We start from the raw sequence: 26199 nt of genomic DNA on the forward strand, positions 1-26199 counted from the left end.
GGTTCCGCACCTCACGCGGCGGGAGCCGGCTGCACGACCGGCACCGGGCGCCAGGTGGGCGGCACGAGTGCCGGCACCGTCGTCCCGCGCATCTCCGCGCGGGCGGTGTTCCCCGCGAGCAGTTGCCGCCGGGCGGCGCGCGGGTCGGTCTCCTTGTGCGCCGTCATGTGATCGGCGATCAGGCCGGCGACCACCGGGGTGGCGAACGAGGTGCCGCTCCACTGGGCGAGCCCCTCGAACATCACCTGGTCCGGCTTGGCGCCGGCGCTCTCGTCGCTCAGCACGCCGGTGTGGCCGGGGTACTGGCAGGTGCAGCCGTAGCCGAAGCCGTAGCGGCAGGCGTCGTAGGTGGAGTGCTGGTACACGTACGGCACGGGCTTGTCGAAGCCGGTGAGGGCGCTGGTGAGGCGCTCGCCGGGGGCGTAGACCTTCACCCAGGGGCCGTGGTTGCTGAAGCAGGCGCCGGACTCGCCGTCGCTGCGCAGCGCGCCGACGGACAGCACGGCGTCCTCGTAGCCGGGCAGGTCGGCGTAGGCGGCGGGCCAGAACGGGGTGGCGCCGGCGTTGTTGCCGGCGGCCGCGACGAGCAGGGTGCGCCGGGCGCGCAGCTCCCGCATGAAGGCGTCCACGCCGAGCAGTCCGTCGGTGCGGCCGTTGGAGGTGCCGGCGGAGAGGCTGAGGATGTCGGGCCAGCCGTTGCGGTCGACGGCCTCGAAGAGCTTCTCGCCGAACTCGGACTCCAGGACGGCGCCGGCGTCGTTGAGGCTGCCCAGGACCGTGAGGTCCGTGTTGGGCGCGACGGCCGCGAGGAGCCCGGCGATGAACGTGCCGTGCCCGCAGTACTGCCGCAGGACGCCGTCGCCGTCGCACTCCTCGACCTGGGCGTCGCCCCGGGCGTGGGCGAGCGGCGGGTAGGAGCGGTAGTCGTGCACGAGGCCGGTGTCGACGACGAGGACCCCGACGGCGGTGTCCGGGTCGTACGCCGTCCCGGCCGCCGCCGGGTTCGGCTGCGCGGTGCGCGGGGCGGGCACGGGCTCGTCGCCTGGGCAGGCGTTGACCGCGATGTGCACCACGTGGTTGCGGCTGACCAGCCGGCGCCCGGCGCGGTCCTCCCGCTCCCGCACCGCCCGCAGCGCCTGGGCGACGGCCCGGTCGCCCTGCCCGCCGCCCTCGCCCGGGTCGCCGACGCGGATGCGGGTGATGCCGCTGCGGTTGGTCTCCGGGCCCGCCCGGCGCACATGGTCCGCGGTCAGGTCGGGGGCCCGGGTGAAGTGTGCCCGCACGGTGTCCTCGACGATCCGGGCGTCCTCGCCGTCGCGGACCAGGACGACGCCCCGCTCGTAGAGGAACTCGGCGGAGTCGTCCGGCCCCGCCGCCAGGGGCACGTCGGGCATGGAGCGCTGGATCTGGTCGAACTGCTCGCGGAATCGCTGTGGTGCCATGCGGGTCCTCCCACTGAGGCGGCGGTCGTCGATCGAAGCGGGGGATCGCTGATCGATGTCGTCGATCGATGTCGTCAATCAGAGCCGGTGGATCGCTGATTGATACAGACACGGACCTGTGGGGCGTGGTTCCCGGGGACTACCATCCGTAAGGTGACAGCGGGAAGCGATTCGGTTCTCGAACTGCTGCCGATGGTGTTCGCCGCCCCCAACGAGGCGCGGGTGAGGGCGGAAAGGGTGCTCGACACCGATCCCCCGCCGCTGCACGCCTCCGTCGCCCACCAGGTGATCGGCATCTGGCAGCGGGACTTCGGCGACACCCGGCTCGCCCTGACCCATCTGCGGCGCGCCCGCGCCCTCGCGGCCCGCGCCGAGTCGGCCGACCGGGAGGCGGACGTCCTCGCCACGCTCGGGGTGGCGCTGGTGCACACCGGGCGCACCCGGCAGGGCCTCGCGGCCTTCGAGCGGGGTGTCGCGCGCGGCACGGGCCACACGCGCGCGCGGGTGCTGTACCGGCGGGCCTACGTCTGGTGGGTGCTCGGCCACCATCGCCAGGCGCTGGAGGACGTGCGGCGGGCGATCCCCGTGCTGCGGCAGGCGGGCGACGTGATCTGGACGGCGCGGGCGCTGACGCTGCGGGCGACGGTGCACCTGGCGCTGGGCGCGGTGGAGCGGGCGGACGCCGACTTCACCGCGGCGGAGGCGCTGTGGGACACCACCGGCCAGGAACACGACAAGGCCGACGCCGTGGAGAGCCGGGGGCTGGCCGCGTTCCGGTCCGGCGACATCCCGGCGGCGCTGCGGCTGCTCGACGAGGCCGAGGAGCGCTACGCCAAGCTCGGCACGCCGACGTTCATGCTGAGCATCCGGCGCTGCGAGGTGCTGATGGCCGCGGGGCTCGCCCCGGAGGCGCTGGCCGAGGCGGACGCGGCGATCGCCGCGCTGGACCGCATCGGCGGGCAGTCCACCCGCAAGGCGGAGCTGCTGCTGGCCGCCGCGCGGGCCGCCCGGCTGGCGGACGACGCGCAGACCGCCGTCGCGCGCGCGGCCGTCGCCGTACGGCTGTTCGCGGGGCAGCGGCGCACCTGGTGGGAGACGCACGCCCGGCTGGTGCTGACCGAGGCGCGGCACGCCGCGGGGCGCGGCTCGGGGCGGCTGGTCGCGGACGCCGCCGCGGTGGCCGGGAAGCTGGCCTCCTTCGGGGCGCCGGCCGCGCCGGAGGCGTCGCTGCTCGCGGGCCGGATCGCGCTGGACCTGGGCTGGACGGCGGACGCCGAGCGGCACCTGGCCGTCGCCGCCCGCAGCCGGCACAGCGGGCCGCCGCTGGCGCGGATGACGGGCTGGGCGGCGCAAGCGCTGCGGGCGCAGGCCGCGGGGTCGGTCCGGGGCGTGCTGGAGGCCTGCCGGCGCGGTCTGGACGTGCTCGACGACCACCGCACGACGCTGGGCGCCTCGGAGCTGCGGGCCCGCGCCACCGCGCAGGGCGCGGAGCTGGCCGCGCTGGCGCAGCGCGCCAGCCTCGTCTCCGGGGGGCCGCGGCGGCTGCTGGTGTGGAGCGAGCGCTGGCGGGCCACGGTGCTGACCGCGCCGCCCGCCCGGCCCCCGGCCGACCCGGCGCTGCTGAGCGGCATGACGGCGTTCCGGGAGATCGCCGCGCGCGCGGAGGAGGCCCGCAGGGAGGGCCGGCCCGTCCCGGTGCTGGAACGCGAACAGCGGCGGCTGGAGCGGGAGATCCGCTCCCGGACGCTGCACATGCGGGGTGAGGCGCCCGGCGGCGGGGACCGGTTCGACCCGGCGCGGCTGCTGGAGCGGCTGGGCGACGAGGTGCGGCTGGTGGAGCTCGTCGTGCTGGACGGGCGGGTGCAGGTGCTGCTGTGCGGGCAGGGACGGGTGCGGCGGTTCACGGCCGGGCTGCTGGCGGAGGCGGAGCGGGAGGCCGAGTACGTGCAGGCCGGGCTGCGGCGGCTGGCCCATCCCGGTGCGCAGGCCCGGCTCCCGGTGGTGGAGGCGGCGGGCCGGCGTCTGGAGGAGCTGCTGCTCGGCCCGGCCGCCGCGCACCTGGGGTCCGGTCCGGTCGTGGTGGTCCCGCCGGGGCGGCTGCACCGGGTGCCGTGGGCGCTGCTGCCGTCGCTGCGGGAGCGGGTGGTGAGCGTGTCGCCGTCGGCGAGCAGCTGGCTGCGCGCCCGGGAGACCGCGCCGCCGCCCGACGTCCGGCCGGTGCTGGTGCGCGGCCCGGGCCTGGCGACCGGCGGCGCGGAGGTGCCCGAACTGGCCGGCCGGTACGGCACGCCGACCGTGCTGGAGGGCGCGGAGGCGCGGGTGCCGCGCGTGCTGGAGGAGCTGGACGGGGCCCCGCTGGCGCACATCGCCGCGCACGGCGTCTTCCGCGCGGACAGCCCGCTGTTCTCCTCGCTGCGGATGGCCGACGGCCCCCTCATCGTGCACGACTTCGAGCGTCTCGCCCGCAGCCCGTACCGGATCATCCTGTCCTGCTGCGACACCGCCCGCTTCGCCTCGGTCGGCGCCGACGAACTGCTCGGCCTGGTCACCGCGCTGCTGCCGCTCGGCACGGCCGGGGTGGTGGCGTGCAGCGCGCCCGTCAACGACGCCGCGGTGGTGCCGCTGATGCTCGCGCTGCACAAGGGGATCGGCGCCGGGCTGTCCCTGGCGGAGGCGTTGCGCGACGCGCGGGCCGCGCTGCCGGGGGACGCGGTGCACCAGGCCACGGGGTGGGCGTTCTCGGCGTTCGGCGCGGCGTGAGCCCGGTGCGCCGGGACGGCCCGCTCCCCGTTCCTCCCTGCCTACGCCGGTTGCGCGGCCGGCGGTTCCACCAGCCACGGCAGGGCGCCGCGGTCGCCTGCGCCGAGGCGGGTGTAGGCGCTGTACAGGTGGTTGCCGACGGTACGGACGGAGAGGGTGAGCTTCTCCGCGATCTGCCGGTTGCTCAGGCCGGCGGCGGCGAGGGTGACGATCTGCCGCTGCCGGGCGGTGAGTTCGCCCAGGGCCGGACCGGCCAGCGCCGGGGTGCGGGCACCCTGGCAGCGCCGGGCGAGCGCGACGGCGCGGGTGCGGGAGGTGCGGGCGGCGCGCGGGTCGCGGTGGACGCGGGCGGCCTGGGCGTGCGCCTCGGCGGCGAACAGCAGCAGGCCGCGTGACTCCAGCTCTTCGGCCACCCGGTCCAGGGCCGGCCCGTCACCGCGGGCGAGGGCGGCGGCGTGGGCGGCGAAGACGCCGGTGAGCCGGCCGGCGGCCCGCTCGGGGGCGCCGAGGCGGACGGCGTCGTAGGGGTCGGTGACCCGCTCCAGGGCTCCGCCGATGTCGCCGCGCGCGGCGGCCTGCCACACCCCGGTCTCCCCCGCGGCCGCCGGATCGCCCGACTGGGCGGCGGCGAGGGCGAGCTCGGCCCGGCAGGAGGCGTCGTCGGCGCGGCTTCGCAGGCCTTCCCGGGCCCACGCCGCGGCCTCCCGCAGCTCACCGCGCAGGCGCGCGAACCGGGCGCGCACGGCCGCGTATCCGGCCGGCACCGGCGCCCCTTCCGCCACCAGCCACTCCCCCACGGGCGTCGGCAGCTCCCGTACGTCGGCCAGGTCGATCCGTCGTGCCAGGGCCGCCGCCTCCGCCTCCAGGGCGGGGCCGCACCGGTCCGGCGTGCGGGCCAGCCGCCGCGCGCGCAGCCGGCCGGCCGCGGCCCGCAGCGCCGGGCCGTACAAGGGGTGGGCGAGGCGGACGGCGGTGGGCGCGTCCCCCGGCCGAGCGGAGCCGGGCTCTCGGGGCAGGTCGTCGACGCGGACCAGGCCGTCGGCCTCGAGCCGTTCGAGGGCGGCGAGGTCGAGGGTGTCCGGGCGCAGCGGGAGCGGGTCGGCGAAGGCGAGGCGGTCGAGGATCTCGCGCTCCTCGGGGCGGGCGCGGTCGAGGACGGGGGCGGCGCGTTCGCGGACGGCCGGGGTCAGCGGCAGCGGGCCCCGCCACGCCTGCCCGTCCGCGTCCGGCACCGGGGCGAGCAGGCCGCGCTCGCGCACCGCGCCGGCCAGTTCGCGCAGCAGCCGCAGGTCCCCCCGGCACAGGCGGTGCAACCGGTGGGCGGTGAGCGGTTCCAGGCCGGTGAGCAGCTGGGCCGTCTCCTCCGGGGGCAGCGGCTCCAGGGCGAGGCGCGGCAGCAGGTCCCCGGTCCACAGCCGGGAGATCGCGTCCGGCGCGGGGGCGCCGTCGGTGACGACGACCAGCAGGCGGGTGCGCCCGTGCACGGCGAGCTGGTGGACCAGGGCGGCCGAGGCGTCGTCGAGCAGGTGGGCGTCGTCGACCAGCAGCAGCCGCGCACCCGACAGCAGGCGGACGGCGCGGTGCGGGGTGACCCGTTCGGGCAGCAGGTGCGCGAACGCGGCGAAGGGGACCTGCCCCAGCCCGGCGGTGCCGGCCGCGCGGACGCAGTCGGCGCCGCGGACGGCCTCGGTGACCAGGCGGGTCTTGCCGCAGCCCGCCGGGCCCGTCACCACCAGGCCGGGGCGTCCGGCGGCCGCGGACCGGCGGACCAGTTCCCGTTCGTCCTCCCGCCCGGTGAAGGGCCAGGGCAGCTCCAGTGTCTTCGCGTCCCGTTCGAAAATCGTCACGACAACAGGAGCGCGCATACTCACCCCTGATACAGGGCGACTTGAGTAGCCCCCGACTCAGGTCCCCGGCGGGGCCGGACGGCAGTCTTGGACCCATGACCGCACGCTACTGCTCGCTCGCGCAGGCGTCGGCCCCCGCTCATGCGCCGGGGCTGGCCGCCGAGCGGCTCGGCGCGCTCGTGAGCGGGCAGCGGATGTGGGTCAACGGCACCGTGCTGCACTACTACTTCTTCGACGCCGGCACCGACGGATCCGTCATCGCCGTACCGGGCACCGGGCAGAACCGCTGGGTGCCGTGGGCCGGCGCCGAGGAACAGCGGGACGTGGTGCGCGAGTGCTTCGCGGAGTGGCAGGACCTCGGGATCGGTCTGTCGTTCGTCGAGGTGGAGGACCGCTCGGAGGCCGAACTGCGCATCGGGTTCCAGTCCGGCGACGGCTCCTGGTCGACCGTGGGCAAGGACGCGCTCCGGGTCGGTTCGCACGACCGCACCATGAACTTCGGGTGGGACCTGACCGCGCCCGGGGAGCGGGGTACGGCCCTGCACGAGATCGGGCACGCGCTGGGGATGCTCCACGAGCACCAGAGCCCGCTCGCCGGCATCCACTGGGACGACGAGGCCGTGTACGCCGAACTGGCCGGCCCTCCGAACCACTGGAACCGGGACCGGACGTTCTTCAACATCCTGCGCAAGCTCGCCCCGGACGAGGTCAACGGCTCCGTCTGGGACCCACAGTCGATCATGGAGTATCCCTTCCCGTCGGGGCTGATCCTGGAGCCGGAGCAGTACCGCGCGGGCCTTCACCCGCCCGGCGCCCTGTCCGCCGCCGACAAGGAGTTCGTCCTGCGCTGGTATCCGCCGGCCGGCTCGCCGCGCCCGCCCGCGCTGATGCCGTTCCGCTCGGCGCCGCTGCGCCTCGGACCGGGCGAGCAGGCCGACTTCACGATCGAGCCGCCGGAGACCCGCGAGTACACCGTGGGCACCTTCGGCGACGGCGACACCGTCCTCGTGGTCTTCGAGGAGCGGGACGGGGAGCCCCGCTACCTCGCCGGGCAGGACGACGGGGGAACACCGGACAACGCCACGATCAGGGCCCGGTTCGTCAAGGGCCGCCGCTACTTCGTCCGTGTGCGCCTGTACTCCTCATGGGGGTCGGGCGAGACGGCGGTCATGTGCTGGTGACAGCACGGGGCCGCACCGCACGGACGCATGGACCACAGTCCGGCGCCGGGGGAACGGCCGAGAACGTCACCTTCGGGGGAGGGTGACGTTCTCGGCCACGCCACGTCCGCCTCGCCCGGCCACCGGTAGCGGGCGGCGGTGGTGGTGGCCGACCGGGACACGTTCCGCGGCCCGCCGCAGCGGCCGGCCGTCCTCGACGACGCACCGGGCCGGACGCAGCCCGCGGCCGGGGTCGGCGGGGCATCGCGGCGGGAGACGAGGGCCTCCTGCGGCCGGGCGCAGCTGTCGCAGTCCGCACCGGACCCGGAAGGCCCTCATCCGTTCAGGCATCCGGCACGCGTGTCACCGACGTCCCCGGACAGCACGCCTAGCGGCCGGTGTACGCGGTCCAGTCGAGGATCTGGACGGCCGCGCCCGCGGCTTCCAGGCCCCGGCAGCGGACCCGGTGGCGGCGTGCGATGGCGTCGAGGTCGAGGTGCGCGGCGAAGGCGGGATGGCCGGTCAGGCGGCGGGCGTGGGCCCACAGGGCGGGGTGGCCGGCGATGCGGTGCACCGCGGTGGCGTCGAGGTGGGCGCGGTGCACGGTGTCGAGCCGCACCAGGGCGACCCACAACTCGACGTCGGCGGCGGTGAGTCCGTCGCCGAGGACGTAACGGTGGCCGGTCAGCCGCTCGTCCAGCGCCCGCAGCGTGCCGAGCAGTTCCTCCAGCGCCGCCGCCCGCTCCGCGGCGTCGGCGTCGGCCCGCCCGGCGCGCTGCGCCGCCGCGTCGATCCCCTCGGCGCACAGCCGCTCCACGGCCTCGGTCTCCGCCTCGGCGTCGCAGGGGTACAGCGCGGGGCCGCCGGTGGAGAAGCGCCGGGCGAGGTCCCGCATGATGTCGGGGGCGTGGGTGCTGACGATCCGGCCGGACCAGTCGTCGCTGAGGACAGGCGCGGCGGCCGGGCCGGCGTACCGGTGCGCGCTCGCCTCGTACAGCGGGCGCAGCGCCGCGTGGCCGCCGTCGGGACAGTCGGGGACGGGGTCCAGGACGGTGACCGGACAGATCCCGTCGAGGCCGAGCAGGCCGTGGACCACGGCGATGCGCAGCCCGTCCGGGCAGGCGGGCGTGAGGTGGAGCCGGTAGCGGCGCGGCACGGCGTAGTGCCCGCTGCGCGGATCGCGGCCGATCCGTCCCCGGAACGCGGGGGCGGCGTGGTGCGGGGGAACGGGGGCGAGCGGTGTGACGGACATGGTTCTCCCGGGTGAGGGCGCGTGGACGCACGCGCGGCGGAGGCGACGTCGGGCCGGGGCGGGCACGCCGACGGAAGGGCACCCCTCGGGTGCGGACGTCGGCTCGGGAACGGGCCGGGCTCAGCCCGCGGGGCTGATCGCGCTGCAGACGCGCAGCAGGTCGATGTGGCGTCGGGAGGTCAGCAGCGGCGAGCGCCGAGCCGTACGGCTCGCTCGGCGGGTGACCGGCTCAAGGCGCCCCATGCTTTCCCTACCCGTTCACTAGGATTCCCTTTGGAGTGTCGATCCGGTCCCGCGTGACGTCAAGTGGGTGTCCACGGGCGGAAGCGCGGCCCGGGGAGGACGGATGCGGCAAGGGGGCCGTCACCCTCGTCCCCCAACCTCCTGGCCACCCCTCTGTGGATCCCTGATGCCGTCCCGGCTCATCCCTCGCCCACGCCGGCTTCCGGCGGAGCGAGGCCGGGCCGCGACGCCGGAGCCGTGCGTGTGCCGCCGCCCGGTCCGGGCGGCGTGCTCGTCGGCTCCCGTCCGGTCGTGGAAAGCGCGCGGCGTCCGGTCCGCGAGGACCACGGCCCCGGCGTGCCCTTCGGGGACGTCCGCAGCAAGGGCCCGACGATCGGCCCGGGGTTCCACGACCGGTCCGCGTCGCCGTCTCCGGTCACCCGGAGACAGGACCGGGCGGGACCGCCGGGCCACCCTGTCCGGACACCTGACCCGCGCCCATGCGATCCTCGTCCTCCCCACCGCCGGCGCCGCGAACGCCCCGTGCCTCGAACCGTCCGTCCACCTCACGGACGCCGGGACCGCCCTGGCGGACAAGGGCCCGCGCGGCGTGATCTCCGTGCCGAGGGGGCAGGGCGGCGAGCCCCTGCCGCGCGCCTGAGACCTCCGTACGGACGCCTGCGTGATCGGCTCTCGCGAGGGGCCGGTCGCGCAGGCACCGCGTGCCGCCTCTGGTCCCGCCGGTCCGTTTCCTGTCGGTCCTCCTGCTGCTCCTGCCGTCCGTCAGCCGATGTCGGCCCCGTAGACGTGGTCGACCGTCATCGTGATGAGCACCCTGCGGTCGGAGACCATCACCGACCGGTACTCGTCCCAGTCGGGATGTTCCCCGGCCGCGACGCGGTAGTAGTGCACCAGCGCCTCGACCTCGGGTCCCGTGGGGTCGGTCCCCGGCCCGGTGAGCGTCGCGATGCCCTCGGCGGTGGCCCACGACGCGCCGTCGGCGCTGGTCACCTCCAGCGTGGCCCGCGGATCCCGGCGCAGGTTCGCCGTCTTGGCCGTGCCGGCGCCCGTCGACACGTAGATGACACGGGCGGCCTCGTCGTAGAAGGGCATGACGGGAGAGAGCTGCGGACGGCCGTCCGCCTTGATCGTCGCGAGGACGCCGAGCCGGCTCCTGGCCAGCAGCGCATGGGGATTGAAGGAGGTAGCGGTCATGGCAGGATCATCAACCTTCACACCGGTATGAAGGTCAAGGAGGACCACGGGGTGCTCATCGGAGAACTGAGCCGCAGGACCGGAGTCCACGCGCACCTGCTGCGCTACTACGAGTCCCAGGGTCTGCTCAAGCCCGCTCGCGGCCCCAGCGGTTACCGCGAGTACACCCACGACGCCGTCCTCACCGTCGTCCAGATCAGGAAACTCCTGGAAGCGGGGCTGTCCACCCAGGAGATCGCCCTCACTCTCCCCTGCGCCACCGGTACGGCCCCCGATCTGGAACCCTGCCCGGAACTCCTGGCGGTTCTCCGGGCCCGCCTGCGCGACCTGGACACCCGCATCGACGCGCTCCTGAAGTCCCGCCAGGCCCTGCGCGACCACGTCGCCGCCGCCGAGGGCCGGGCGGGCCGCGCCGGCGAAGGCCTGGGAAGCGAAGCAGTCCCCGGGTGCCGGTGACGGTGCACCACCGGACCGCTCGTCCGCCGCCGCCCGTGGCCGCCCGGTGGACCGGGCGGCCGTCGAGGCGGGCCGCGGGCACCCCGGCGCGGTCCGCGCCCACGTCTTCCGCCGGGCCGGGCCGCACGGCCCGGCGGCACCGGTCGGGCCGCCGGTTCCCACCCGAGCCCCGACATGATCAAGGGCCGGTTCCGGATGTCTCCGGAACCGGCCCTTGACCTGTGGCTCCCACAAGTCGGGACGACAGGATTTGAACCTGCGACCCCTTGACCCCCAGTCAAGTGCGCTACCAAGCTGCGCCACGTCCCGATGCGTGTCGCACGGCGAGCCGCGTGATCACGCAGGTCAACCCTACCGCATGTGCGGGACCGGCCCGGCGGTCGCCGGCCAGGGGCCCGGGGAGGCGCCGGCCTCGTGGCCGGACCGGTTCGCGGGCCGCACGGCGGCCAAGCGGGCCGTGCGCGAGGCGCCGGACGACGGCTCGGGGGTCTTCCAGGCCTGCCGTGAGCCGATGTACGCGGCGGGGCGGGTGCGCGGGAGGTCGCCGCGCACCGCCGAGCCGGCCTCGGCGGCCGGGACGCCCCGCGGCTCGGCGAGGCGGCCGGCGCCTCGGAACCTCCTGACCGGCGGCCGGCCGGCCCGGTGTTCCGGGGCGGGCCGAGCGCTCAATGGGCGCCGACCAGGGATCGTCCGGCGCTGTCGCGCTCCTTCGGCGCGGAGCGCAGGGAGGCGATGCCGATGAAGAGCATGGACGCCACACCGGCCAGCGCGAAGGCGGTGAAGCCCCAGTCCCCTTGTCCGCGGCGAGCAGCCGGCCGCCCAGCCACGGGCCGAAGACGGCGCCGAAGCGGCCCATGCCGGAGGTCCAGCCGACGGCGGTGGCGCGGCTGTCGGGGGTGGAGCGGATGGAGACGTTCGCGTAGATCATGGTCTGGGCGCTGTTGAGGAACACGCCGGTGAGGAAGACGACCGTGAAGGTCAGCGCCAGCGGCATGGGGACGCTGAGCAGGAAGACCCCGCCGGCGGTCAGCGCGAACCAGATCGCGGAGATGCGCGGGGCGCCGAAGCGGTCGGCGGCGCGGCCGGCGACCAGCATGCCCACGATGCCGCCGAGGTTGAACAGGACGACGAAGGTCAGCGCGGAGCCCAGCTCGTAGCCCTCGCCGCGCATCAGGGTGGGCAGCCAGGTGGCGACGCCGTAGACGAGGAGCAGTCCGCCGAAGGAGGCCGGCCAGTACAGCAGGGTCCGGGTCCACTCGCCGCCGCGGAAGAGGCTGAGCAGGCTGGTCCAGCGGTCGGCGGCGGCCGGCTCGTCGGCCCTGACGGCGGGCAGTTCGACGGCGTAGCGGCTCGCGAGGGCGCGGGCCCCCTCGGCGCGGCCCTTGGCGAGGAGGAAGCTCAGCGACTCCGGCAGGAACTTCAGCAGCACCGGCACGAACAGCAGCGGCACCACGCAGATCCAGAAGGCGGCCCGCCAGCCGAGCGGCTCGACGACCCACAGGGCCACGTAGGCGGAGAGGATGCCGCCGGCGTGGTGGGCGGTCATCAGCAGGCCGATGGTCAGGGCGCCCCGGCCGCGCGGGGCGTAGTCGGAGACCATGCTGATCGCGGTGGGCAGCAGGCCGCCGAGGCCGAGGCCGGCGAGGGTCCGGCCGAGGCCGAAGACGGCGACGCCGCCGGAGACCGCGCACAGGCCGCAGGCCAGCGAGAAGAGCGTGACGCAGGCGACCATCAGCTTCCTGCGGCCGATCCGGTCGGCGACCGTCCCCGCGGTCAGCGCGCCGACCAGCATGCCGAAGGTGGCGTAGCTGCCCAGGTCGCGGGCCTGGGCCGAGGTGATCCCGAGGGCCTTCTGCTCCAGCATGTGCGGCAGCACCGAGCCGTGGACGAACATGTCGAGGCCGTCGAAGAGCACGGCCAGCCAGCACAGCACGAGGACCAGCGCGGCCAGTCCGCTGCCGCGGGCGGACAGGGCGGGGGAGGAGGACATCGTTGTTTTCCTCTCGTCCGGGAGGCGTTGCCCGAAGGGGCGGTGTGGCGGGTCGTGCGCGGCTCCTGCGGCTGACCCGGTGGTGCGCTGGACGGTAGGGACCCGCCCAGTAAGTGTCAACGCTTTTGTTGACAATCTCAGCGGCAATCAAGTTCGCCGGGTCGGCCGGCCGTATGACGAAGGGGGTGGGGCGCGCGCAGGACATGCGCGCGGCCCACCCCCGGTGCGGTTGCCGGTCAGGCGGTCGGCGGCGTGCCGTGGGTGGGGAAGGACTCGATGGTCTTCAGCCCCCAGGCCTGGCCCTTGGCCCGTTCGGCCTCGGTCCAGGTGGTCAGCGGCCAGTCCGGCGCCAGCACCAGGCGGGTGAGCGGGTTGCACAGTTCGACGCGGTTGCCGCCCGGCTCGTAGACGTAGAGGAAGAACGTCTGCTGGATGGCGTGCTTGTGCGGGCCGGTCTCGATGAACACGCCGGTGTCCAGGGCGAGGTCGGCGGCGCGCAGGATGTCCTCGCGGGTGTCGGTGGCGAACGCGACGTGGTGCAGCCGCCCGCGCGAGCCGGTCCAGTCCTCGGTGTAGACGACGTCGTAGGACTTGTCGGTGAACGACAGCCACTTCGCGGAGATCCTGCCGTCGTCCATGCGGATCTGCTCGGTGGGCCGGGCGCCGAGGACGTGCTGCTGGAAGTCGGCGTTGGCGGCGACGTCGGCGGCGAGGAAGTTGACGTGGTCGAGACGCCGTACGCCGACCCCGCGGCCGGGTTTGGCCTGGGGCTGGTTCTTCAGGCCGGGCTTGAGGTCGTCCGGCGCCCGGTACCACTCGGTCTCCCAGTACAGGGCGTGCTCGTGGCCGTCCGGGTCGGCCGTGACGTACAGCTTGCCGATGCCCGGCTCGTCCTCCGTCCAGCGGCCCGCGTGGCCGGCCGCCTCCAGCTCCTTCACGCGCCGCTGGAGGGCCTCCTCGCTGGAGGCGCGCAGGGCGGTGCGGCGGACGCCGGAGGTCTCGTGCGCGGTGAGGACCAGGCTGTGGTGCTCGTAGTCGTCCCAGGTGCGCAGGTAGACGGAGTCGCCCCGCTCGCCGTCGACCGTCAGGCCGAGGTAGTCGGTGCAGAACTCCAGGCTGCGGTCCAGGTCGGGGGTGAGCAGTTCGACGTGCCCGAGGTGGGCGATGTCCCCGAGGGGCGGAGTCATCCTCGGGTCCTCCTTAACGGCCTTGTGCGGGGGTGGGGTCGGCGGACCGGGGGAAGACGGTGCCGTCGAAGATCTTGCGTGCGGTGCGGACCACGGCGGTGCGGCGGACCGCCGGGGCAAAGCCGCCGGTGTCGACGTCGGTGTCGATGTCCAGGAACCCGGTGGGGTGCTCGATGCGGACCCGGTCGCCCCGCTCCGGAAGCTCCGCGACGCCCTCCCCCACCCCGCCCGGCAGGCGCAGTCCCGCCGCCACGCTCGCGGCGCCCAGGACGCCGATGGAGGTGTGGCAGCGCACCGGGATGAAGGTGCGGGTGGTGACCGCGCCGCCGTGCCGGGGCGGCGCGAGCAGGGTGAGCTCGGGGACGGTGGCGCTCTCGACGTCGCCGAGGCCCATCAGGCGTCCGGCCGCCAGCCGGATCTCCCTCAGGCGGCCGGCGAGGGCGGTGTCCTCCTCCGGGTCGCGGGGGGACTCGTAGCCGGTGACCTTCAGCGTGCGGGCGGGGACGAGCACGGTCGGCATCCCGTTGTCCACGCAGGTCACCTCGGTGCCGGCGACGGTGTCGCGGACGCTGCCGGTGGGCAGCAGCGGGCTGCCGCCCTGCGGGAACTCGATGACGACCGGCGCGGCGGTGCCCGGCACCCCCGAGATCTCGGCGTCGCCGGTGTACGCCACACGCCCGCCGGGGGTGGGGAAGCGGGCGACGGCCGGCTCCCCGGTGTTGAGCATCCGGATCCGCACCGCGGTCTCGTCGCCGCCGGCGGGGACGAGACCGCGCTCCACGGCGAACGGGCCGACCCCGGCCAGGATGTTCCCGCAGTTCTGACGGCCCGTCACCTCGGGCCGGTCGACGGCCACCTGCAGGAACAGGTAGTCGACGTCCGCCCCGGAGTCGGCCGAGGCGGAGACCACGGCCGCCTTGCTGGTCAGGGGGTGCGCCCCGCCCAGGCCGTCGATCTGGCGCGGGTCGGGGCTGCCCATGATCCGCAGCAGCAGCCCGTCGCGGGCGGCGGGGTCGGCGGGCAGGTCCTCGGCCAGGAAGTAGGCGCCTTGGAGGTGCCGCCGCGCAGGAGCATGCAGCGCACTCCCTCGGGCCCGCTCACGAGCCCTCCCCCTCGCCCGCGCCGTCGCCGTACGCCCGGTACACCACGCCGAGCCGGGCGAGCTTCTCGCGCAGCCCGTAGCGGTCCAGGCCGAGCCGGCCGTCGAGGAAGGCGGCGCGGGAGGCGGCCTCCTTGCGCTCGCGGGCCTCGGACGCCTCGACGGCCTCCCGGGCGCGCTCGCGGGGGACGACGACCACGCCGTCGTCGTCGGCCAGGATCACGTCGCCGGGGTGGATCACCTGGCCGTCGATCGCGACCCGCACGTTGACCGAGCCGCCGGTCGCCTTCACCGTGCCCTGCGCGGACACCGCCGCGGACCAGGCCGGGAAGCCCATCTCGCGCAGCTCGGCGGTGTCCCGGACACCGGCGTCGACGACCAGTCCGCGCACGTCCCGCCGCTTGAGGGCGGTGGCGAACAGCTCGCCGAACATGCCGTCGGTGGAGGGCGAGGTGGTGGTGACGACCAGGACGTCGCCCTCGCCGCACTGCTCGACGGCGGCGTGGATCACCAGGTTGTCGCCGGGCCGGCTGAGCACCGTGACCGCGGTGCCGGCGACCCGGACGCCCTGCTGGATCGGGCGGATGCCGGGGCCGAGCAGGCCGGTGCGGCCCATCGCCTCGTGCACGGTGGCCACGCCGTGTCCGGCGAGCGCGTCGACGTCCTTCAGGTCCGCCTTCGGGGGTTGGTGACGATCACGCCGCTCACGCCAGCTCCTTGGTGACCTGCGGGTAGGGACGCATGTAGGCCTCGGCCATGGTCCTGTGCGGCAGGCCCAGATTGGGGCCGGCGTTCCGCTTGAGCTGGACGCCGCGGCGCACGGCCAGGTCGGTGTAGTAGTCCCACAGGTGCTGCTGGGCGCCGAGGCACTCCATGGCCCTGCGCTTGGTGTCCCACACCTCGGTGATGTCGAGGAGGACCTCGGGCCGGAAGCCGCTCATCTCGGGCTGGTGGGGCTCGAAGCAGAACACCGGCGGGGCGCCGATGATCTCGCCGGGGCCGGGGTAGCCGATGGCCTGGGCGGGGACGCGGGCCTGGAGCGCCATGCGGTTGGCGGCCGGGTGGTCGCCGTTGTACGGGTCCTCGGCGGGGTGGGTGAGCACGACGTCCGGCTGGGTGTCCCGGTAGACCGCGACGAGCCGGTCGGTCAGTTCGGGGGTGGGGGTCAGCGGGTAGTCCCCGGCGTCGAAGAAGCGGACCTCGGCGCCGAGCGTGGCGGCGGTCCGCTCCGCCTCCTCCCGGCGGAGCGCCTTGATCTCCTCCAGCTTCTTCCCCTCGCGCCAGGCCCTGGCGGACTCGCCGCGCTCGCCGAAGGTCAGGCACGCGATGGTGACCTTCTCGCCGCGGGACGCGGCCAGGGCGATGGCGCCGCCCGCGCGCCACACGAAGTCCCCCGCGTGCGCGGTGACGACGAGTGTGGACCGTGGGGTGGCGGGCGCGTTGCCGTGCGTCATTGCTCGAATCCCTCCTTCGGGGGCGGTGCGCCTCCGGGGCACCGCGCACCGCGCCGGGAACGCGAGGCGTGCCCGGCCCCGCGGGGCCCGTACGCTCGTGCTCCCGGCGGGACGCGTCCCGTCGGCTCGCTCGCCGTGGTGGACAGGTGTGCGCCCGCCCCGCGCGGCTCAGTCGCGCAGCGCCTCGATCACGCTGGCGAGGTGGGCGCGGACGGCCGCCTCGGCCGCCTGCGGGTCCCTGGCCTCGATCGCCTCGATCATGGCCAGGTGTTCGTTCAGGGACTGCTGGGGGCGTCCCGGCCGGAGCGCCAGCTGGAAGCGGTGGCGCACCAGTTGGGCGTTGAGCCGCTCCAGCAGTTCCAGGGCCGTCCGCTGGCCGGAGAACTCCCGGATCCGGGTGTGCAGGTCGTGGTTGAGCTCGGAGTAGGTCAGCGGCTCGCCGTCGGCCACGGCCTTGGTCATCGCCGTGCCCAGCTCGGTGAGTTCGGCCAGCTGCTCGTCGCTGGCCGCGACGGCCGCCTTCGCCGCGCACAGCCCTTCGAGGACCATGCGGCACTCCGTGATGGCGACCGCTTCCTCCACGGTCACCACCCGCACCCGCGAACCGCGGTTGCGGATCCGCTCGACCAGGCCCTGGGCCTCCAGATCGATCAGCGCCGCCCGGATGCTGGCCCGGGTCACACCGAACTGCTCGGCGAGCTCGTTCTCCACCAGCCGTTGTGCCGGCGCCATCTCGCCGCGCAGGATCGCCTGCCGCAGCTGCGCGAGCGCGTGCTGCCTGGCCTGCTCCCCGGTGCTCGGACGGGCTTGTGTCGGCATCGTTGCCCTCCCTGAATGAGTGCCTGTCGAACCTAAATCTAGCCAGACAAGATGGTCAACAATTTCGTTAGCTGTATTGGCTGTATGAATGGCCGCAGGGAACCGGCCGTCCCGGCCGTCCGCGCCGGGACGGCCGGCCTCCCGGGAGCGGCGCGCTTCCGGAACGCCGTGCCCACGGGTGGCGCGCTCCCGGGACGCCGCGTCGCCAGGGCGGCCGTCGCAGCCTTGACACCCTCGGACACCGGCGCCCAGGGTGAGCCGGACAGGTACGGGAACGGTCCGGAAGAAGGGCACCCATGGTGGACACGCTCGGCGTCGCCGTCGTCGGTTTCGGCTGGATGGGCCGGGTGCACACCCAGGCGTACGCGCGCGTGACGCACCACTATCCGCGGCTGCCCCTGCGCCCGGAACTCGTCACGGTCGCCGAGGAGGTGCCGGGCCGGGCCGAGGAGGCCGCCGCGCGGTTCGGGTTCGCCACGACGACCCGGGACTGGCGCGAGGTGGCCGCCGACCCGCGGGTGCGGGTGGTCAGCATCACCACCCCGAACTTCCTGCACCGCGAGATCGGCGTGGCGATGGCCGAGGCCGGCAAGCACATCTGGATCGAGAAGCCGGTCGGCCTGACCGCCGGGGACGCCCGCGCGGTGGCCGACGCGGTCGCCGAGGCCGGCGTCCAGGGCGCGGTCGGCTTCAACTACCGCAACGCGCCCGCCGTGGAGGCCGCCCGCGACCTGATCGCCGCCGGTGAGATCGGCACCGTCACCCACGTCCGCATCCGTCTGTTCAGCGACTACGCCGCCCACCCCGAGTCCGCCCTGACCTGGCGGTACGAGCGGGAGCGCGGCGGCAGCGGGGTGCTCGGCGACCTGGCCTCGCACGGCGCCGACCTGGCCCGGTTCCTGCTCGGCGACATCGCGTCCCTGACCGCCGACACGGCGGTCTTCCTGCCCAAGCGGGCCCGCCCGGCCGGCGCCACGGCCGGGCACGGCCGCGCCACCGGCGGCGAGCCGGGCCCGGTCGAGAACGAGGACTACGTCTCCTGCCTGCTGCGCTTCGCCTCCGGCGCGCGCGGCGTCCTGGAGGCCTGCCGGGTCTCGGTCGGCGAGCAGAACAACTACGGCTTCGAGGTGCACGGCACCACGGGCGCGGTGTTCTGGGACTTCCGCCGCATGAACGAGCTGGCGGTCAGCCGCGGCACGACCTACCAGGACCAGCCGGTCAGCACGGTGTACGTCGGTCCCGGCCACGGCGAGTTCGCCGCCTTCCAGCCGGGCGCCGCCAACGCCATGGGCTACGACGACCTGAAGGTCATCGAGGCCTACCGCTTCCTGCGCTCCGTCGCCGAGGGCGCCCCGTACGGCGCGACGCTGCCGGACGCCGTGCACAGCGCCGCCGTCCTGGAGGCGATGGCGCGCTCCGCGGACAGCGGCGCCTGGGTCGCGGTGGACGCGGACGTGTGACACCGGCCGGCCGGGACCGGTCCGCACCCGGGGCGACGCGACGAACAAGGTCGAGGCGTTCAACGGCTTCTCCCCGTCGCTGGGGTTCGGCAACCGCGGCGTCATCGCCGACAACGACCCGGTCGAGCGGAGAAGGCGATGAAGTTCAACGCGCTGCTCACGAACGCCGTGGTGTTCCACAACGCCCTGGACATCGCGGAGACCGTCCGGCAGCTGCTGGAGGAGGGCTGGGAGATCGACCCGGAGGACCTGGCCCATACCTCGCCGTACCCGACGGAACACATCAACCGATTCGGCGAGTACTCCACGCACGAGCTCGGCCTCCAGCCCGAGGAGTACGACCCGAAGCTGGACGTCGACTTCACCCCGCTGCGTGGGCAGGACCTGGTCACAGCTGGTTTCGGCACTGCCGCCTGAACCGGAGCCGCCCCCGCGCTGGCGGGGGCGGCCCTGCGCAACGGTGGATCACCGGTCGTTCACAATGCGGGCGCGGCCCCGGGCGGCATTGGCCAGCTGGCGCAGAGCCGTGTACTTCAGGTGCGGCCTCCGAGCCGGAGCCTCAACTGTTACCCAGGGCGCGGCCCAAAAGAGGGAGCAGGCGGTCCCAGTGACGCTTCAGCCCGGAGGCGCTGAAAGCGTCGGTGTCGGACATGGTGAAGCCGTGGACGGTGCCGGGGTAGATCTCGGAGGTGTAGCTGACACCTGCGGCATCAAGGGCCTGATCGAGCTCGCCGAGGGCCTCAGGCGTCAAGTCGCTCTCGGCGTGGCCGAAGTGAACCTCAGCGGTGAGCTTCGAGAGGCCGTCGGGCCCGTCGACTCCCACCGGGCCATGGAATGCGGCGAGGGCGGCCACCTGGCCGGGGTGAGCGGCGGCGGTGCGCGTCGCCAGGAGGCCGCCGATGCAGTAGCCGGTCACCGCGACCGGACCGGCGTCGACCTCGGGCTGAGCGGTGAGGAACCTGAGGTAGGCGTCGGCGTCGCTCAGGACACGTTCTGTGGTGTGCGCCTCGATCATCGGCATCAGCTGGGCGAAGACAGCGGGCCGGACCTCGTCTCCAATGTGCTCAGGAAGCTCGATCACCGGAGCCGGGCCGTGCCGGTAGAAGAGGTTGGGGACGAGCACGTAGTACCCATGCCCGGCCAGTTCGCGGGCCATCTCCCGCAGCACGGGCCGGATGCCGAAGCCGTCCGCGTACATCAGCACCCCCGGGTACCGTCCGCCACCTTCGGGGAAGGCGGCGAACGCGTCGGCCTGGCCGTCCGCGGTGGGAATCTGCAGTTTCTTGACGGGCATGAAATCTCCTGTCGTGGTTGATGTGCCGAGCCTGTGATCAACACGACGGAGGCGGAGCCCGCGCAGCAGCGCAAGAACCTCGATCGAACAGCGGGCCCGCACTGGCCCGTGCGGCGCTCAGGAGAGCACCGGGTCACCAATCCGTGTGCGGCGCGATGCCATCCCGGTAGTCATCCCCACAACATAGTCCACCACCCCGACCATTCGGTACGACAACATGACTGAGAGCGGAACGTAACGGCCGTCACGCTTCGCACTCGCGGAAATGAGTAGTTCCGAGAGATCGCGCCCCCCCACCGGGCCGTGCCCGGTTTGCCCCGGTCTCGGGACTGGTGAGCTCGCATGTTGAGGCGTCGCGTATTCGACAGGCGGCGCGCCGGTTTCATCACGGTGAGTGTTGATCGGCCGGACCATGGTGTCTGCATGGTGATGGGCCGTGCGTGCGGGCCGCCAGGGGTGGGATTAGGATCACCTGCTCATGGACACGGGCGTAGGAAGCGAAATGATCGCCGTCCCGCCGGGACAGGTGACGCTGTCGGACCGGCGGACAGAACGCAGTTGGTCGGTCGAGCTTGCGCCCTACCAATTGGCGGCGTTCCAGGTGACTCAGGCGTTGTACGCACAGATCACCGGGAAGCGGCCGGGAACCTCTCAGGGGGACCAGTTACCCGTGGAGGGTGTTTCCTGGTGGGACGCGGTCCGGTTCTGTAACGCTCTGTCGCAGCGTGACGGGTTCACACCCGCCTACCGCTTTCCTGCCGAGGGTGAAGGCATCGCGTCGGATCCGTCCGCCGATGGGTACCGGCTGCCGACCGAGGCCGAGTGGGAACACGCCTGTCGGGCCGGGACGACCGGACCGTGTTACGGGCCGCTCGACGAGGTCGCCTGGTATCGCGGCAACTCGCAGGAGCGAGTGCATGACGTGGGCGGCAAGCGGCCGAACCCGTGGGGTCTGTACGACATGCTCGGCAACGTCTGGGAGTGGTGCTGGGACGTCTACGACGCCGAGGTCTATGGCACCTATCGTGTGCTGCGCGGCGGTGGCTGGTTCGACGAGCACTGGAGCTGCCGGGCCTCCGTGCGCCGCCGTAGCCACCCGACCTTCCAAGTCGACGACGTCGGCTTTCGCATCGCACGGTCTGTCAGGGACTGATCCTCACCGTGTGTGATCCCCAGGAGCGTATCGGCTCCAGGTTCCGCCGGCTTCCGTGACGAGGCGGGTGGCGGTCTTGTCGTGGTAGCCGAGGGCCTTTGCGATGACGGGGGCCGGGGCTTGGAGGACGAGTTGGCGGATCGCGGAGACCCTGCCACGCTGGGGAGGGACGCCGATCTTGCGCAGATGGACTTGGAGGCTGACCGGGTTCATCGGCTGCCCGGGCTGGCGTCCGGGGAAGAGCCAGCGGGAGCTTCTGCTGCTGGCGTAGGGCAGATGCTCGCGGGACTGAAGGTATGCCCGCATCAGGTCCGCGACGGGCTCCGGGAGGGGGGGACGGCGGGTCTCCCGGCCTGACGATGACGGTGGTGCCATCGTCAGCGACGTCGTCGACGGTGAGCTGGATGATGCGAGTGACGGGCTGGGCGCAGAGGAGAACGAGCGCGGCCGCAGCCCGGCTCCGCAGGGGCAACGAGTCGTCGTTGAGGACCTGTCGGAGCATGGCGAGTCGGCGGTGCTGATGCTCGTGGTCGCCCTGTGCTTCGCGGCGACGTTCGGGGCCTCCGCAGCCCGAGGACGACATGATGAACCTGGCCACCCCCTTCAGGGACATGTCCCCCAAGGCGTGTCTGACAAATGATCTCTGCGAAGCTTCGGTGTCCGAGGCTGAAGGAGGGGCATGGGGATTGAGCTGGAACTGCACTCGGGGCGGCCCGCGCGGAAAGGGCCGTCCCGGGACACCTTGCTGCGGGGTTCATACGAGCACGGTGAAGCATCGGCGAGAGTGCTGAACAGCCTTGACCGGCATGGCTCGGGCAAGCTCGGCTGGGTGGATCCGTACGGAGACACGCTGTTCAACGAGCAGGAAGCTCAAGTCGCTCGCCAGGAAATCGCAACCCTGACGCAGAGGTGTACTGACGACCAGCAGAAGGCGGCTCTGCTCGACCTGGACGAGCTGCTCGAAGCGTGTGCGGCGACACCGGGCAGCTACTTGTGGTTCATGGGTGACTAGCCATACCCCTATTGATCCCGTGGCTGGTCGAGGGGAGTTGACGGACGACGTAGCGGTGTGGGCCGCGATGGCGCAGATGTCGAGCGCCGACTGCATGCAGGGCGTCTCGCAACCAGAGCGTCGGGTTGCGGTCGGCCGGGGGGCTGGAGGCTCCGAGGGAGATGACCTCGGCCTCGACATATTCGTGACCTCGCTCCTGTTCTCCGGCCTTTTGGGCGGAGCGGTCGGAAGCGCGCGGGTTCACAGATCGCGGAACGCCGTACAGCATGAACCCGCACGCTCGACGTCCATAAGGGCTGTCGTGGGTACGGGTTCACCGGTTGCGTGGCGGGTTATACGGCTCAGCCGTGTGCTGAATCGCCGCGCACGGCGGTGACCAGCCAGGAACTGCTGCGCAGCCACACCCCACCGTCCGCCTCGTGGCGGCGCAGGGTGGCCGTCAGTGCCTGGCGCGCCGCATCCTGCTCGGACGGGGTCACCTGATCGAGCAGGTGACGCCCGGGACCGGAGTCCAGCAGGAACGCCGCGGCGTCCGCCGCGTCGGCGCCCCATTTCCCCGCCACCTCGACCCTGTGCACTTCCACCTCGTCGAACCCGCCGGCGGCGAGCAGGTCGCGGATGCGGCCGGGATCTGCCAGGGAGAACATGCCGGGACCGTCGGCCTTCCCGAACTCGCCGAGCGGCAGGATGTCCTTGAGCGAGACCAGCGCGGCGAGCCACTCGTTGGCCTCGGCCTCCGCCGCGCAGATGAAGGCCAGCCGGCCGCCGGGGCGCAGTGCGCGATGGAGGTTGGCGAACGCGGCGACCGGGTCGGTGAAGAAGGTCATGCCGTACCGGCTGATGACCGCATCGAACGCACAGGCGTCCAACGGGTGAACCTGGGCGTCGCCCTGCACGAAGGCCACGTTCGCGACCCCTTCGCGTGCGGTGCTCTCCCGGGCCTTGCCCAGCATCGGCCCCGACAGGTCCAGGCCGAGCGCCCGGCCGCGTGCGGCACGCCGGGCCGCGAGGCGGGTGGTGCGGCCGGCTCCGCAGCCGACATCCAGCACGGCATCAGTCTCGGAGATGGCCGCGGCGTCGAGGAGGGGCTGGTTGAAGCCGTCATTGACGGCGTCCCAGCGCTCCTGGCTGCGGGCCCACTGCGCGCCCTCGTATCCGTTCCACGCCTCGGCCTGCGCGGTGTTGGCGAAGTGCCCCATGGCTGAACTCCTCCCGCCGGGGCGCGACAGGGCGCCCCGACCTAGAATGGGCAAGTGCCCAAAGGGTATGGGCGAACGCCCATACTCGCAATCGGCTTCGGGGAAGGGGTTGTTGTGTCACCTCGTGGAGTGGCGATTCCGGACTTGCGCGAGCGGCTGTTCGCGGCCGCGGAACGGGTGGTGGCCCGCGACGGCGCCGCGGCCTTGACCAGCCGCGCCGTCACCGCGGAGGCGAACTGCGCCAAGGGCGTCCTGCACACCCACTTCTCCGGCCTGGACGAGTTCATCGCCGAACTGATCCTGGACCGCTTCGCGCGCAGTGCCCGCCAGGCCGAGACCCTGAGCACCAAAGTGGGGCAGGCCACGGTCGCGGAGAACCTCCACGAGGTCGTCGAGGCCCTGCTGGACTCCCTGCCTCCGGCGGTGGTGGGCCTGGCGATGACCCGCCCCGCGGCCGCGTCGCACACCCGCGAGGGCTTCCGGTCCGGCGCGCCCGCATTCGATGCGATCCAGCACGCCGTCACCGCCTACCTCCAGGCGGAGCAGCACGACGGCCGGATCCCGGCGGACAGCGACGCCGCCACCATCGCACTCGCGCTCGTCGGCACCACCCACCATCTACTGATGACCCGCAGCACCGCACCGGCCACGGACACTGCGGTGACCATGCAGCGCCTGCTGGCCGTACTCCTCCATTCCTGAGCGCTGGTCGTCGTCCTGGCACTGTTCAGTTCCGGGTACTGGGCGGGCTTCCGGGGGCGTAGTGACTCTCAGGGGCGGGCCGTGTTGCCGGGGTCGGGAAGTTCGGCGTGGAAGGACAGGTCCGGGCCGCCGCGGTCGCCGTTCACGTTGGTCCCGGGGTGGAGGTGGGCGAATGCCTGGTCGCCTTCGTGGAAGGCGGTCAGGTGGGCGTAGGTGTCGAGGTAGGACTGAAGGCCGGTCACCGGCTTGCCGTTCTTGGTGACGCTGACGGTCGGTTCGGCGGCCTTGCCTGCGGTGAGGTCGCCCTTGAGGTCACGGTGCAGCCGCCGACCTCGGTGCTGGGGGCCGCCGCCGGCAGCGGGATGGCGGCAGCGTTGCCGGGGCCGGCGATCTCCCGGCGCGGCCTTCCCGGCCGGCGCCCCGCACGGCTTCGTCATGGACCGCTTCGCCGCGGGCCGTCGCGCGGCGGTGCGGGGCGCCGGGCGCGCCCCGGCCGGTCCGGTGCCGCTGGGCGGGCCGGTCCGTTCAGCGGTACAGGGCCGGCTTCTCCACCAGTTCGACCGTCACCCGGCCGCCCTCCCGCAGCGCCGTCACGCCCGCCTCGCAGACCGCGGCGGCCGCGTAACCGTCCCAGGCGCTGGGGCCGGTGGTCCCGCCGTGGCGTGCGGCGTCGACCCAGGCCTGCACCTCGCGGTCGTACGCCGTCCCGAAGCGCTCGGTCCAGTCCTGGGCGATGGTGCCGCCCCAGCGGCCGGCCGTGTTCGTGACCAGGGCGTGGCCGTCGCCGATGCGGGCGGTGCCGCGCTCGCAGACCGCCTCGGCCTGCACCTGGTAGCCGAAGCCGCAGTTGACGAAGATCTCCACGTCGCTGAGCGCGCCGCCGTCGGTCTCGAAGACCACGAACTGCGGGTCCTGGAGGGCGTCCGGCGCGTTCGCGGACGGGGCCGGGCGCAGCACCGTGACCGCCGTGATCTCCTGGCCGAGCAGCCAGCGGGTGGCGTCCGCCTCGTGCGCCACGGAGTCGCTGATGAGCATGGCGCTGGTGAAGAAGGGCGGGCTGGCCACGTTGCGGTGCCGGTTGTGCAGCATCAGCGGACGGCCCAGCTGTCCGGTCCGCAGCAGGGCCTCGAGCCTGGCGTACTCGGGGTCGTAGCGGCGCATGAAGCCGACCTGGACGCGGCGGTGGCCGAGTGCCTGTTCGGCTTCGAGGACGCGCAGCGCGGAGGCCGCGTCGGGGGTGAGCGGCTTCTCGCACAGCACGGGCAGGTCGCGTTCGAAGGCGGCGAGCAGCGCGGCCTCGTGGGCCGGGCCCGGGGAGGCGACGAGCACGGCGTCGACGTCGGCCGCCGCCATCGCGGCGACCGGGTCGGTGTACGCCGTGCAGCCGTCGACGCGGGCCGCGACGGCCTTGGCGCGCTCCGCGTCGACGTCCACGACCGCGGTCACCCGCGCGCCGCTGATCACCCGGTCGATACGGCGTACGTGGTCGGCGCCCATGCGGCCGGCGCCGATGACCGCGACACCGAGGGGCGCGTGCGGGGCACGCTCGGCCATGGTCGTCCTTTCCGGGTCGTCAGGCGCCGCAGGAGCGCAGGAAGTCGCGGGTACGGACCGCGATGGGCAGCGGCCTGTCCGGCTCGCAGGGGTACATGTCCTGCTCGACGATCGCGAACAGCTCCACGCCCAGGCTCTGCGCGGCCCGCAGGACCGGCTCCAGCTCCGGCACGCCGGACGGCGGTTCGCACATCACGCCGCGCTGCACGGCCGGCCCGAACGGCACCTGGCCCGCCCGGACCTCGGCGAGGATCTCCGGGTCGACCTGCTTGAGGTGCAGATAGCCGATGCGTTCGCCGTAGGTCTCGATCAGCTTGACGCTGTCGCCGCCGCAGTAGGCGTAGTGCCCGGTGTCCAGGCAGAGGTTGACCAGGTCGGAGTCGGTGGAGTCGAGGAAGCGCTCGACGTGCTCCTCGGTGTCGATGTGGGTGTCGGCGTGCGGGTGGACCACGATGTCCAGGCCGTACCTCTCCTTCACCTCGTGGCCGAGCCGTTCCATGCCCTTGGTCAGGTGCGCCCACTGCTCGCCGGTGAGCTCCGGCGGCTCCAGGATCTCGGCGGTTTTGTCGTCGCGCCAGAAGGAGGGGATGACGACGAGGTGCCCGGCGCCCATGGCCCGGGTGAGGGCGGCGACCCGGCCGACGTGTTCCCAGGTGGAGTCCCACACGGCCGGGCCGCGGTGCAGGCCGGTGAAGACGGTGCCCGCGGAGACCTTCAGGTTCCGCCTGGTCACCTCGTCGGTGAGCCGGGCCGGATCGGTCGGGAGGTAGCCGTACGGGCCGAGTTCGATCCACGCGTAGCCGGCTTCGGCGACCTCGTCGAGGAAGCGTTCCCAGGGGACCTGCCGGGGGTCGTCGGGGAACCACACGCCCCAGGAGTCGGGGGCGGAGCCGATCCGGATGCGGTCGAGCGCGGGGGCCAT

General features: G+C 73.7%; 20 protein-coding genes, 1 tRNA gene and 4 pseudogenes. 8 read left to right on the forward strand and 17 right to left on the reverse strand.

The genetic code is table 11. The features are described from left to right. Window positions 1-11 precede the first annotated feature (11 nt). Window positions 12-1442, reverse strand: coding sequence for a S8/S53 family peptidase (locus tag ABD363_RS23855; protein ID WP_344606926.1), 1431 nt, complete (start codon window positions 1440-1442; stop codon window positions 12-14). 192 nt (window positions 1443-1634) lie between these two features. Here ABD363_RS23855 and ABD363_RS23860 point away from each other — a divergent pair, with 192 nt between their 5' ends. After that, on the forward strand, window positions 1635-4202 hold the full coding sequence (locus ABD363_RS23860; RefSeq protein WP_344606978.1) for a CHAT domain-containing protein: 2568 nt from the start codon (window positions 1635-1637) through the stop codon (window positions 4200-4202). Window positions 4203-4243: 41 nt separating this feature from the next. On the opposite strand, the gene ABD363_RS23865 is transcribed toward ABD363_RS23860, so the two are convergent. Then, on the reverse strand, window positions 4244-6067 hold the full coding sequence (locus tag ABD363_RS23865; protein ID WP_425578019.1) for a LuxR family transcriptional regulator AbsR2: 1824 nt from the start codon (window positions 6065-6067) through the stop codon (window positions 4244-4246). Between the two features lie 77 nt (window positions 6068-6144). Here ABD363_RS23865 and absR1 point away from each other — a divergent pair, with 77 nt between their 5' ends. Further along, on the forward strand, window positions 6145-7230 hold the full coding sequence (gene absR1 / locus ABD363_RS23870) for a beta-glucuronidase AbsR1 (RefSeq protein WP_344606930.1): 1086 nt from the start codon (window positions 6145-6147) through the stop codon (window positions 7228-7230). Between the two features lie 367 nt (window positions 7231-7597). On the opposite strand, the gene ABD363_RS23875 is transcribed toward absR1, so the two are convergent. The 3 genes from ABD363_RS23875 to ABD363_RS23885 all read right to left on the reverse strand — a co-directional run bounded on the left by ABD363_RS23875 (window position 7598) and on the right by ABD363_RS23885 (window position 9898). Next, on the reverse strand, window positions 7598-8461 hold the full coding sequence (locus ABD363_RS23875; RefSeq protein ID WP_344606932.1) for a glutathione S-transferase C-terminal domain-containing protein: 864 nt from the start codon (window positions 8459-8461) through the stop codon (window positions 7598-7600). A 120-nt stretch (window positions 8462-8581) separates the two neighbouring features. After that, entirely contained in the window at window positions 8582-8704 is a 123-nt protein-coding gene (locus ABD363_RS23880) for a putative leader peptide (RefSeq protein ID WP_344606934.1), read from the reverse strand. A gap of 762 nt (window positions 8705-9466) precedes the next feature. Next, a complete protein-coding gene (locus ABD363_RS23885) occupies window positions 9467-9898 on the reverse strand; it encodes a PPOX class F420-dependent oxidoreductase (RefSeq protein WP_344606936.1) in 432 nt (143 codons plus the stop codon). A gap of 51 nt (window positions 9899-9949) precedes the next feature. Here ABD363_RS23885 and ABD363_RS23890 point away from each other — a divergent pair, with 51 nt between their 5' ends. Next, window positions 9950-10354, forward strand: coding sequence for a MerR family transcriptional regulator (locus ABD363_RS23890; RefSeq protein WP_344606980.1), 405 nt, complete (start codon window positions 9950-9952; stop codon window positions 10352-10354). Between the two features lie 235 nt (window positions 10355-10589). On the opposite strand, the gene ABD363_RS23895 is transcribed toward ABD363_RS23890, so the two are convergent. From ABD363_RS23895 to ABD363_RS23925, 7 genes and pseudogenes are all read right to left on the reverse strand, one after another. Continuing rightward, window positions 10590-10663 (reverse strand) — tRNA-Pro (locus tag ABD363_RS23895). A 356-nt stretch (window positions 10664-11019) separates the two neighbouring features. Further along, window positions 11020-12344 (reverse strand): annotated as a pseudogene (locus ABD363_RS23900) (MFS transporter). 236 nt (window positions 12345-12580) lie between these two features. Beyond that, window positions 12581-13531 carry a catechol 2,3-dioxygenase gene (locus ABD363_RS23905; RefSeq protein WP_344606938.1) on the reverse strand — a complete coding sequence of 317 codons (951 nt, stop codon included), beginning with the start codon at window positions 13529-13531 and terminating at the stop codon, window positions 12581-12583. 13 nt (window positions 13532-13544) lie between these two features. Continuing rightward, window positions 13545-14632: pseudogene (locus ABD363_RS23910) on the reverse strand (4-oxalomesaconate tautomerase). Further along, window positions 14629-15338 (reverse strand): annotated as a pseudogene (locus tag ABD363_RS23915) (4-carboxy-4-hydroxy-2-oxoadipate aldolase/oxaloacetate decarboxylase). Before ABD363_RS23915 ends, ABD363_RS23910 begins: the two co-directional pseudogenes overlap by 4 nt. Beyond that, on the reverse strand, window positions 15335-16084 hold the full coding sequence (locus ABD363_RS23920) for a PIG-L deacetylase family protein (protein ID WP_344606940.1): 750 nt from the start codon (window positions 16082-16084) through the stop codon (window positions 15335-15337). Before ABD363_RS23920 ends, ABD363_RS23915 begins: the two are co-directional and overlap by 4 nt. A 168-nt stretch (window positions 16085-16252) precedes the next feature. Continuing rightward, complete coding sequence (locus ABD363_RS23925) at window positions 16253-16903, reverse strand: GntR family transcriptional regulator (RefSeq protein WP_344606942.1); 651 nt, start codon at window positions 16901-16903, stop codon at window positions 16253-16255. A gap of 296 nt (window positions 16904-17199) precedes the next feature. Between ABD363_RS23925 and ABD363_RS23930 the strand changes: the two genes are divergently transcribed. Both ABD363_RS23930 and ABD363_RS23935 read left to right on the forward strand, forming a co-directional pair. Next, window positions 17200-18363 carry a Gfo/Idh/MocA family protein gene (locus tag ABD363_RS23930; RefSeq protein WP_344606944.1) on the forward strand — a complete coding sequence of 388 codons (1164 nt, stop codon included), beginning with the start codon at window positions 17200-17202 and terminating at the stop codon, window positions 18361-18363. Between the two features lie 114 nt (window positions 18364-18477). Continuing rightward, window positions 18478-18780 (forward strand): annotated as a pseudogene (locus ABD363_RS23935) (Tn3 family transposase); the annotation flags it as partial. A 142-nt stretch (window positions 18781-18922) separates the two neighbouring features. Here ABD363_RS23935 and ABD363_RS23940 read toward each other — a convergent pair. Next, complete coding sequence (locus tag ABD363_RS23940) at window positions 18923-19657, reverse strand: dienelactone hydrolase family protein (RefSeq protein ID WP_344606946.1); 735 nt, start codon at window positions 19655-19657, stop codon at window positions 18923-18925. Window positions 19658-20159: 502 nt separating this feature from the next. Between ABD363_RS23940 and ABD363_RS23945 the strand changes: the two genes are divergently transcribed. Together ABD363_RS23945 and ABD363_RS23950 are read left to right on the forward strand one after the other, a co-directional pair. Continuing rightward, window positions 20160-20810 carry a formylglycine-generating enzyme family protein gene (locus ABD363_RS23945; protein WP_425578020.1) on the forward strand — a complete coding sequence of 217 codons (651 nt, stop codon included), beginning with the start codon at window positions 20160-20162 and terminating at the stop codon, window positions 20808-20810. Between the two features lie 679 nt (window positions 20811-21489). Next, window positions 21490-21822, forward strand: coding sequence for a hypothetical protein (locus ABD363_RS23950; protein WP_344606950.1), 333 nt, complete (start codon window positions 21490-21492; stop codon window positions 21820-21822). Between the two features lie 341 nt (window positions 21823-22163). Here ABD363_RS23950 and ABD363_RS23955 read toward each other — a convergent pair whose 3' ends face one another. Next, on the reverse strand, window positions 22164-23021 hold the full coding sequence (locus ABD363_RS23955; protein ID WP_344606952.1) for a class I SAM-dependent methyltransferase: 858 nt from the start codon (window positions 23019-23021) through the stop codon (window positions 22164-22166). 114 nt (window positions 23022-23135) lie between these two features. Here ABD363_RS23955 and ABD363_RS23960 point away from each other — a divergent pair, with 114 nt between their 5' ends. Then, window positions 23136-23723 carry a TetR family transcriptional regulator gene (locus ABD363_RS23960; protein ID WP_344606954.1) on the forward strand — a complete coding sequence of 196 codons (588 nt, stop codon included), beginning with the start codon at window positions 23136-23138 and terminating at the stop codon, window positions 23721-23723. Window positions 23724-23791: 68 nt separating this feature from the next. Here ABD363_RS23960 and ABD363_RS23965 read toward each other — a convergent pair whose 3' ends face one another. From ABD363_RS23965 to ABD363_RS23975, 3 genes are all read right to left on the reverse strand, one after another. Then, window positions 23792-24160, reverse strand: coding sequence for a hypothetical protein (locus ABD363_RS23965; RefSeq protein ID WP_344606956.1), 369 nt, complete (start codon window positions 24158-24160; stop codon window positions 23792-23794). 88 nt (window positions 24161-24248) lie between these two features. Next, window positions 24249-25277, reverse strand: coding sequence for a Gfo/Idh/MocA family protein (locus ABD363_RS23970; RefSeq protein ID WP_344606958.1), 1029 nt, complete (start codon window positions 25275-25277; stop codon window positions 24249-24251). A gap of 19 nt (window positions 25278-25296) precedes the next feature. Beyond that, window positions 25297-26199: a sugar phosphate isomerase/epimerase family protein gene (locus ABD363_RS23975; protein ID WP_344606960.1), complete on the reverse strand. Its 903-nt coding sequence runs from the start codon at window positions 26197-26199 to the stop codon at window positions 25297-25299.

It is taken from the genome of Streptomyces glaucus (genome assembly GCF_039533365.1).
GTDB lineage: Bacteria > Actinomycetota > Actinomycetes > Streptomycetales > Streptomycetaceae > Streptomyces > Streptomyces glaucus.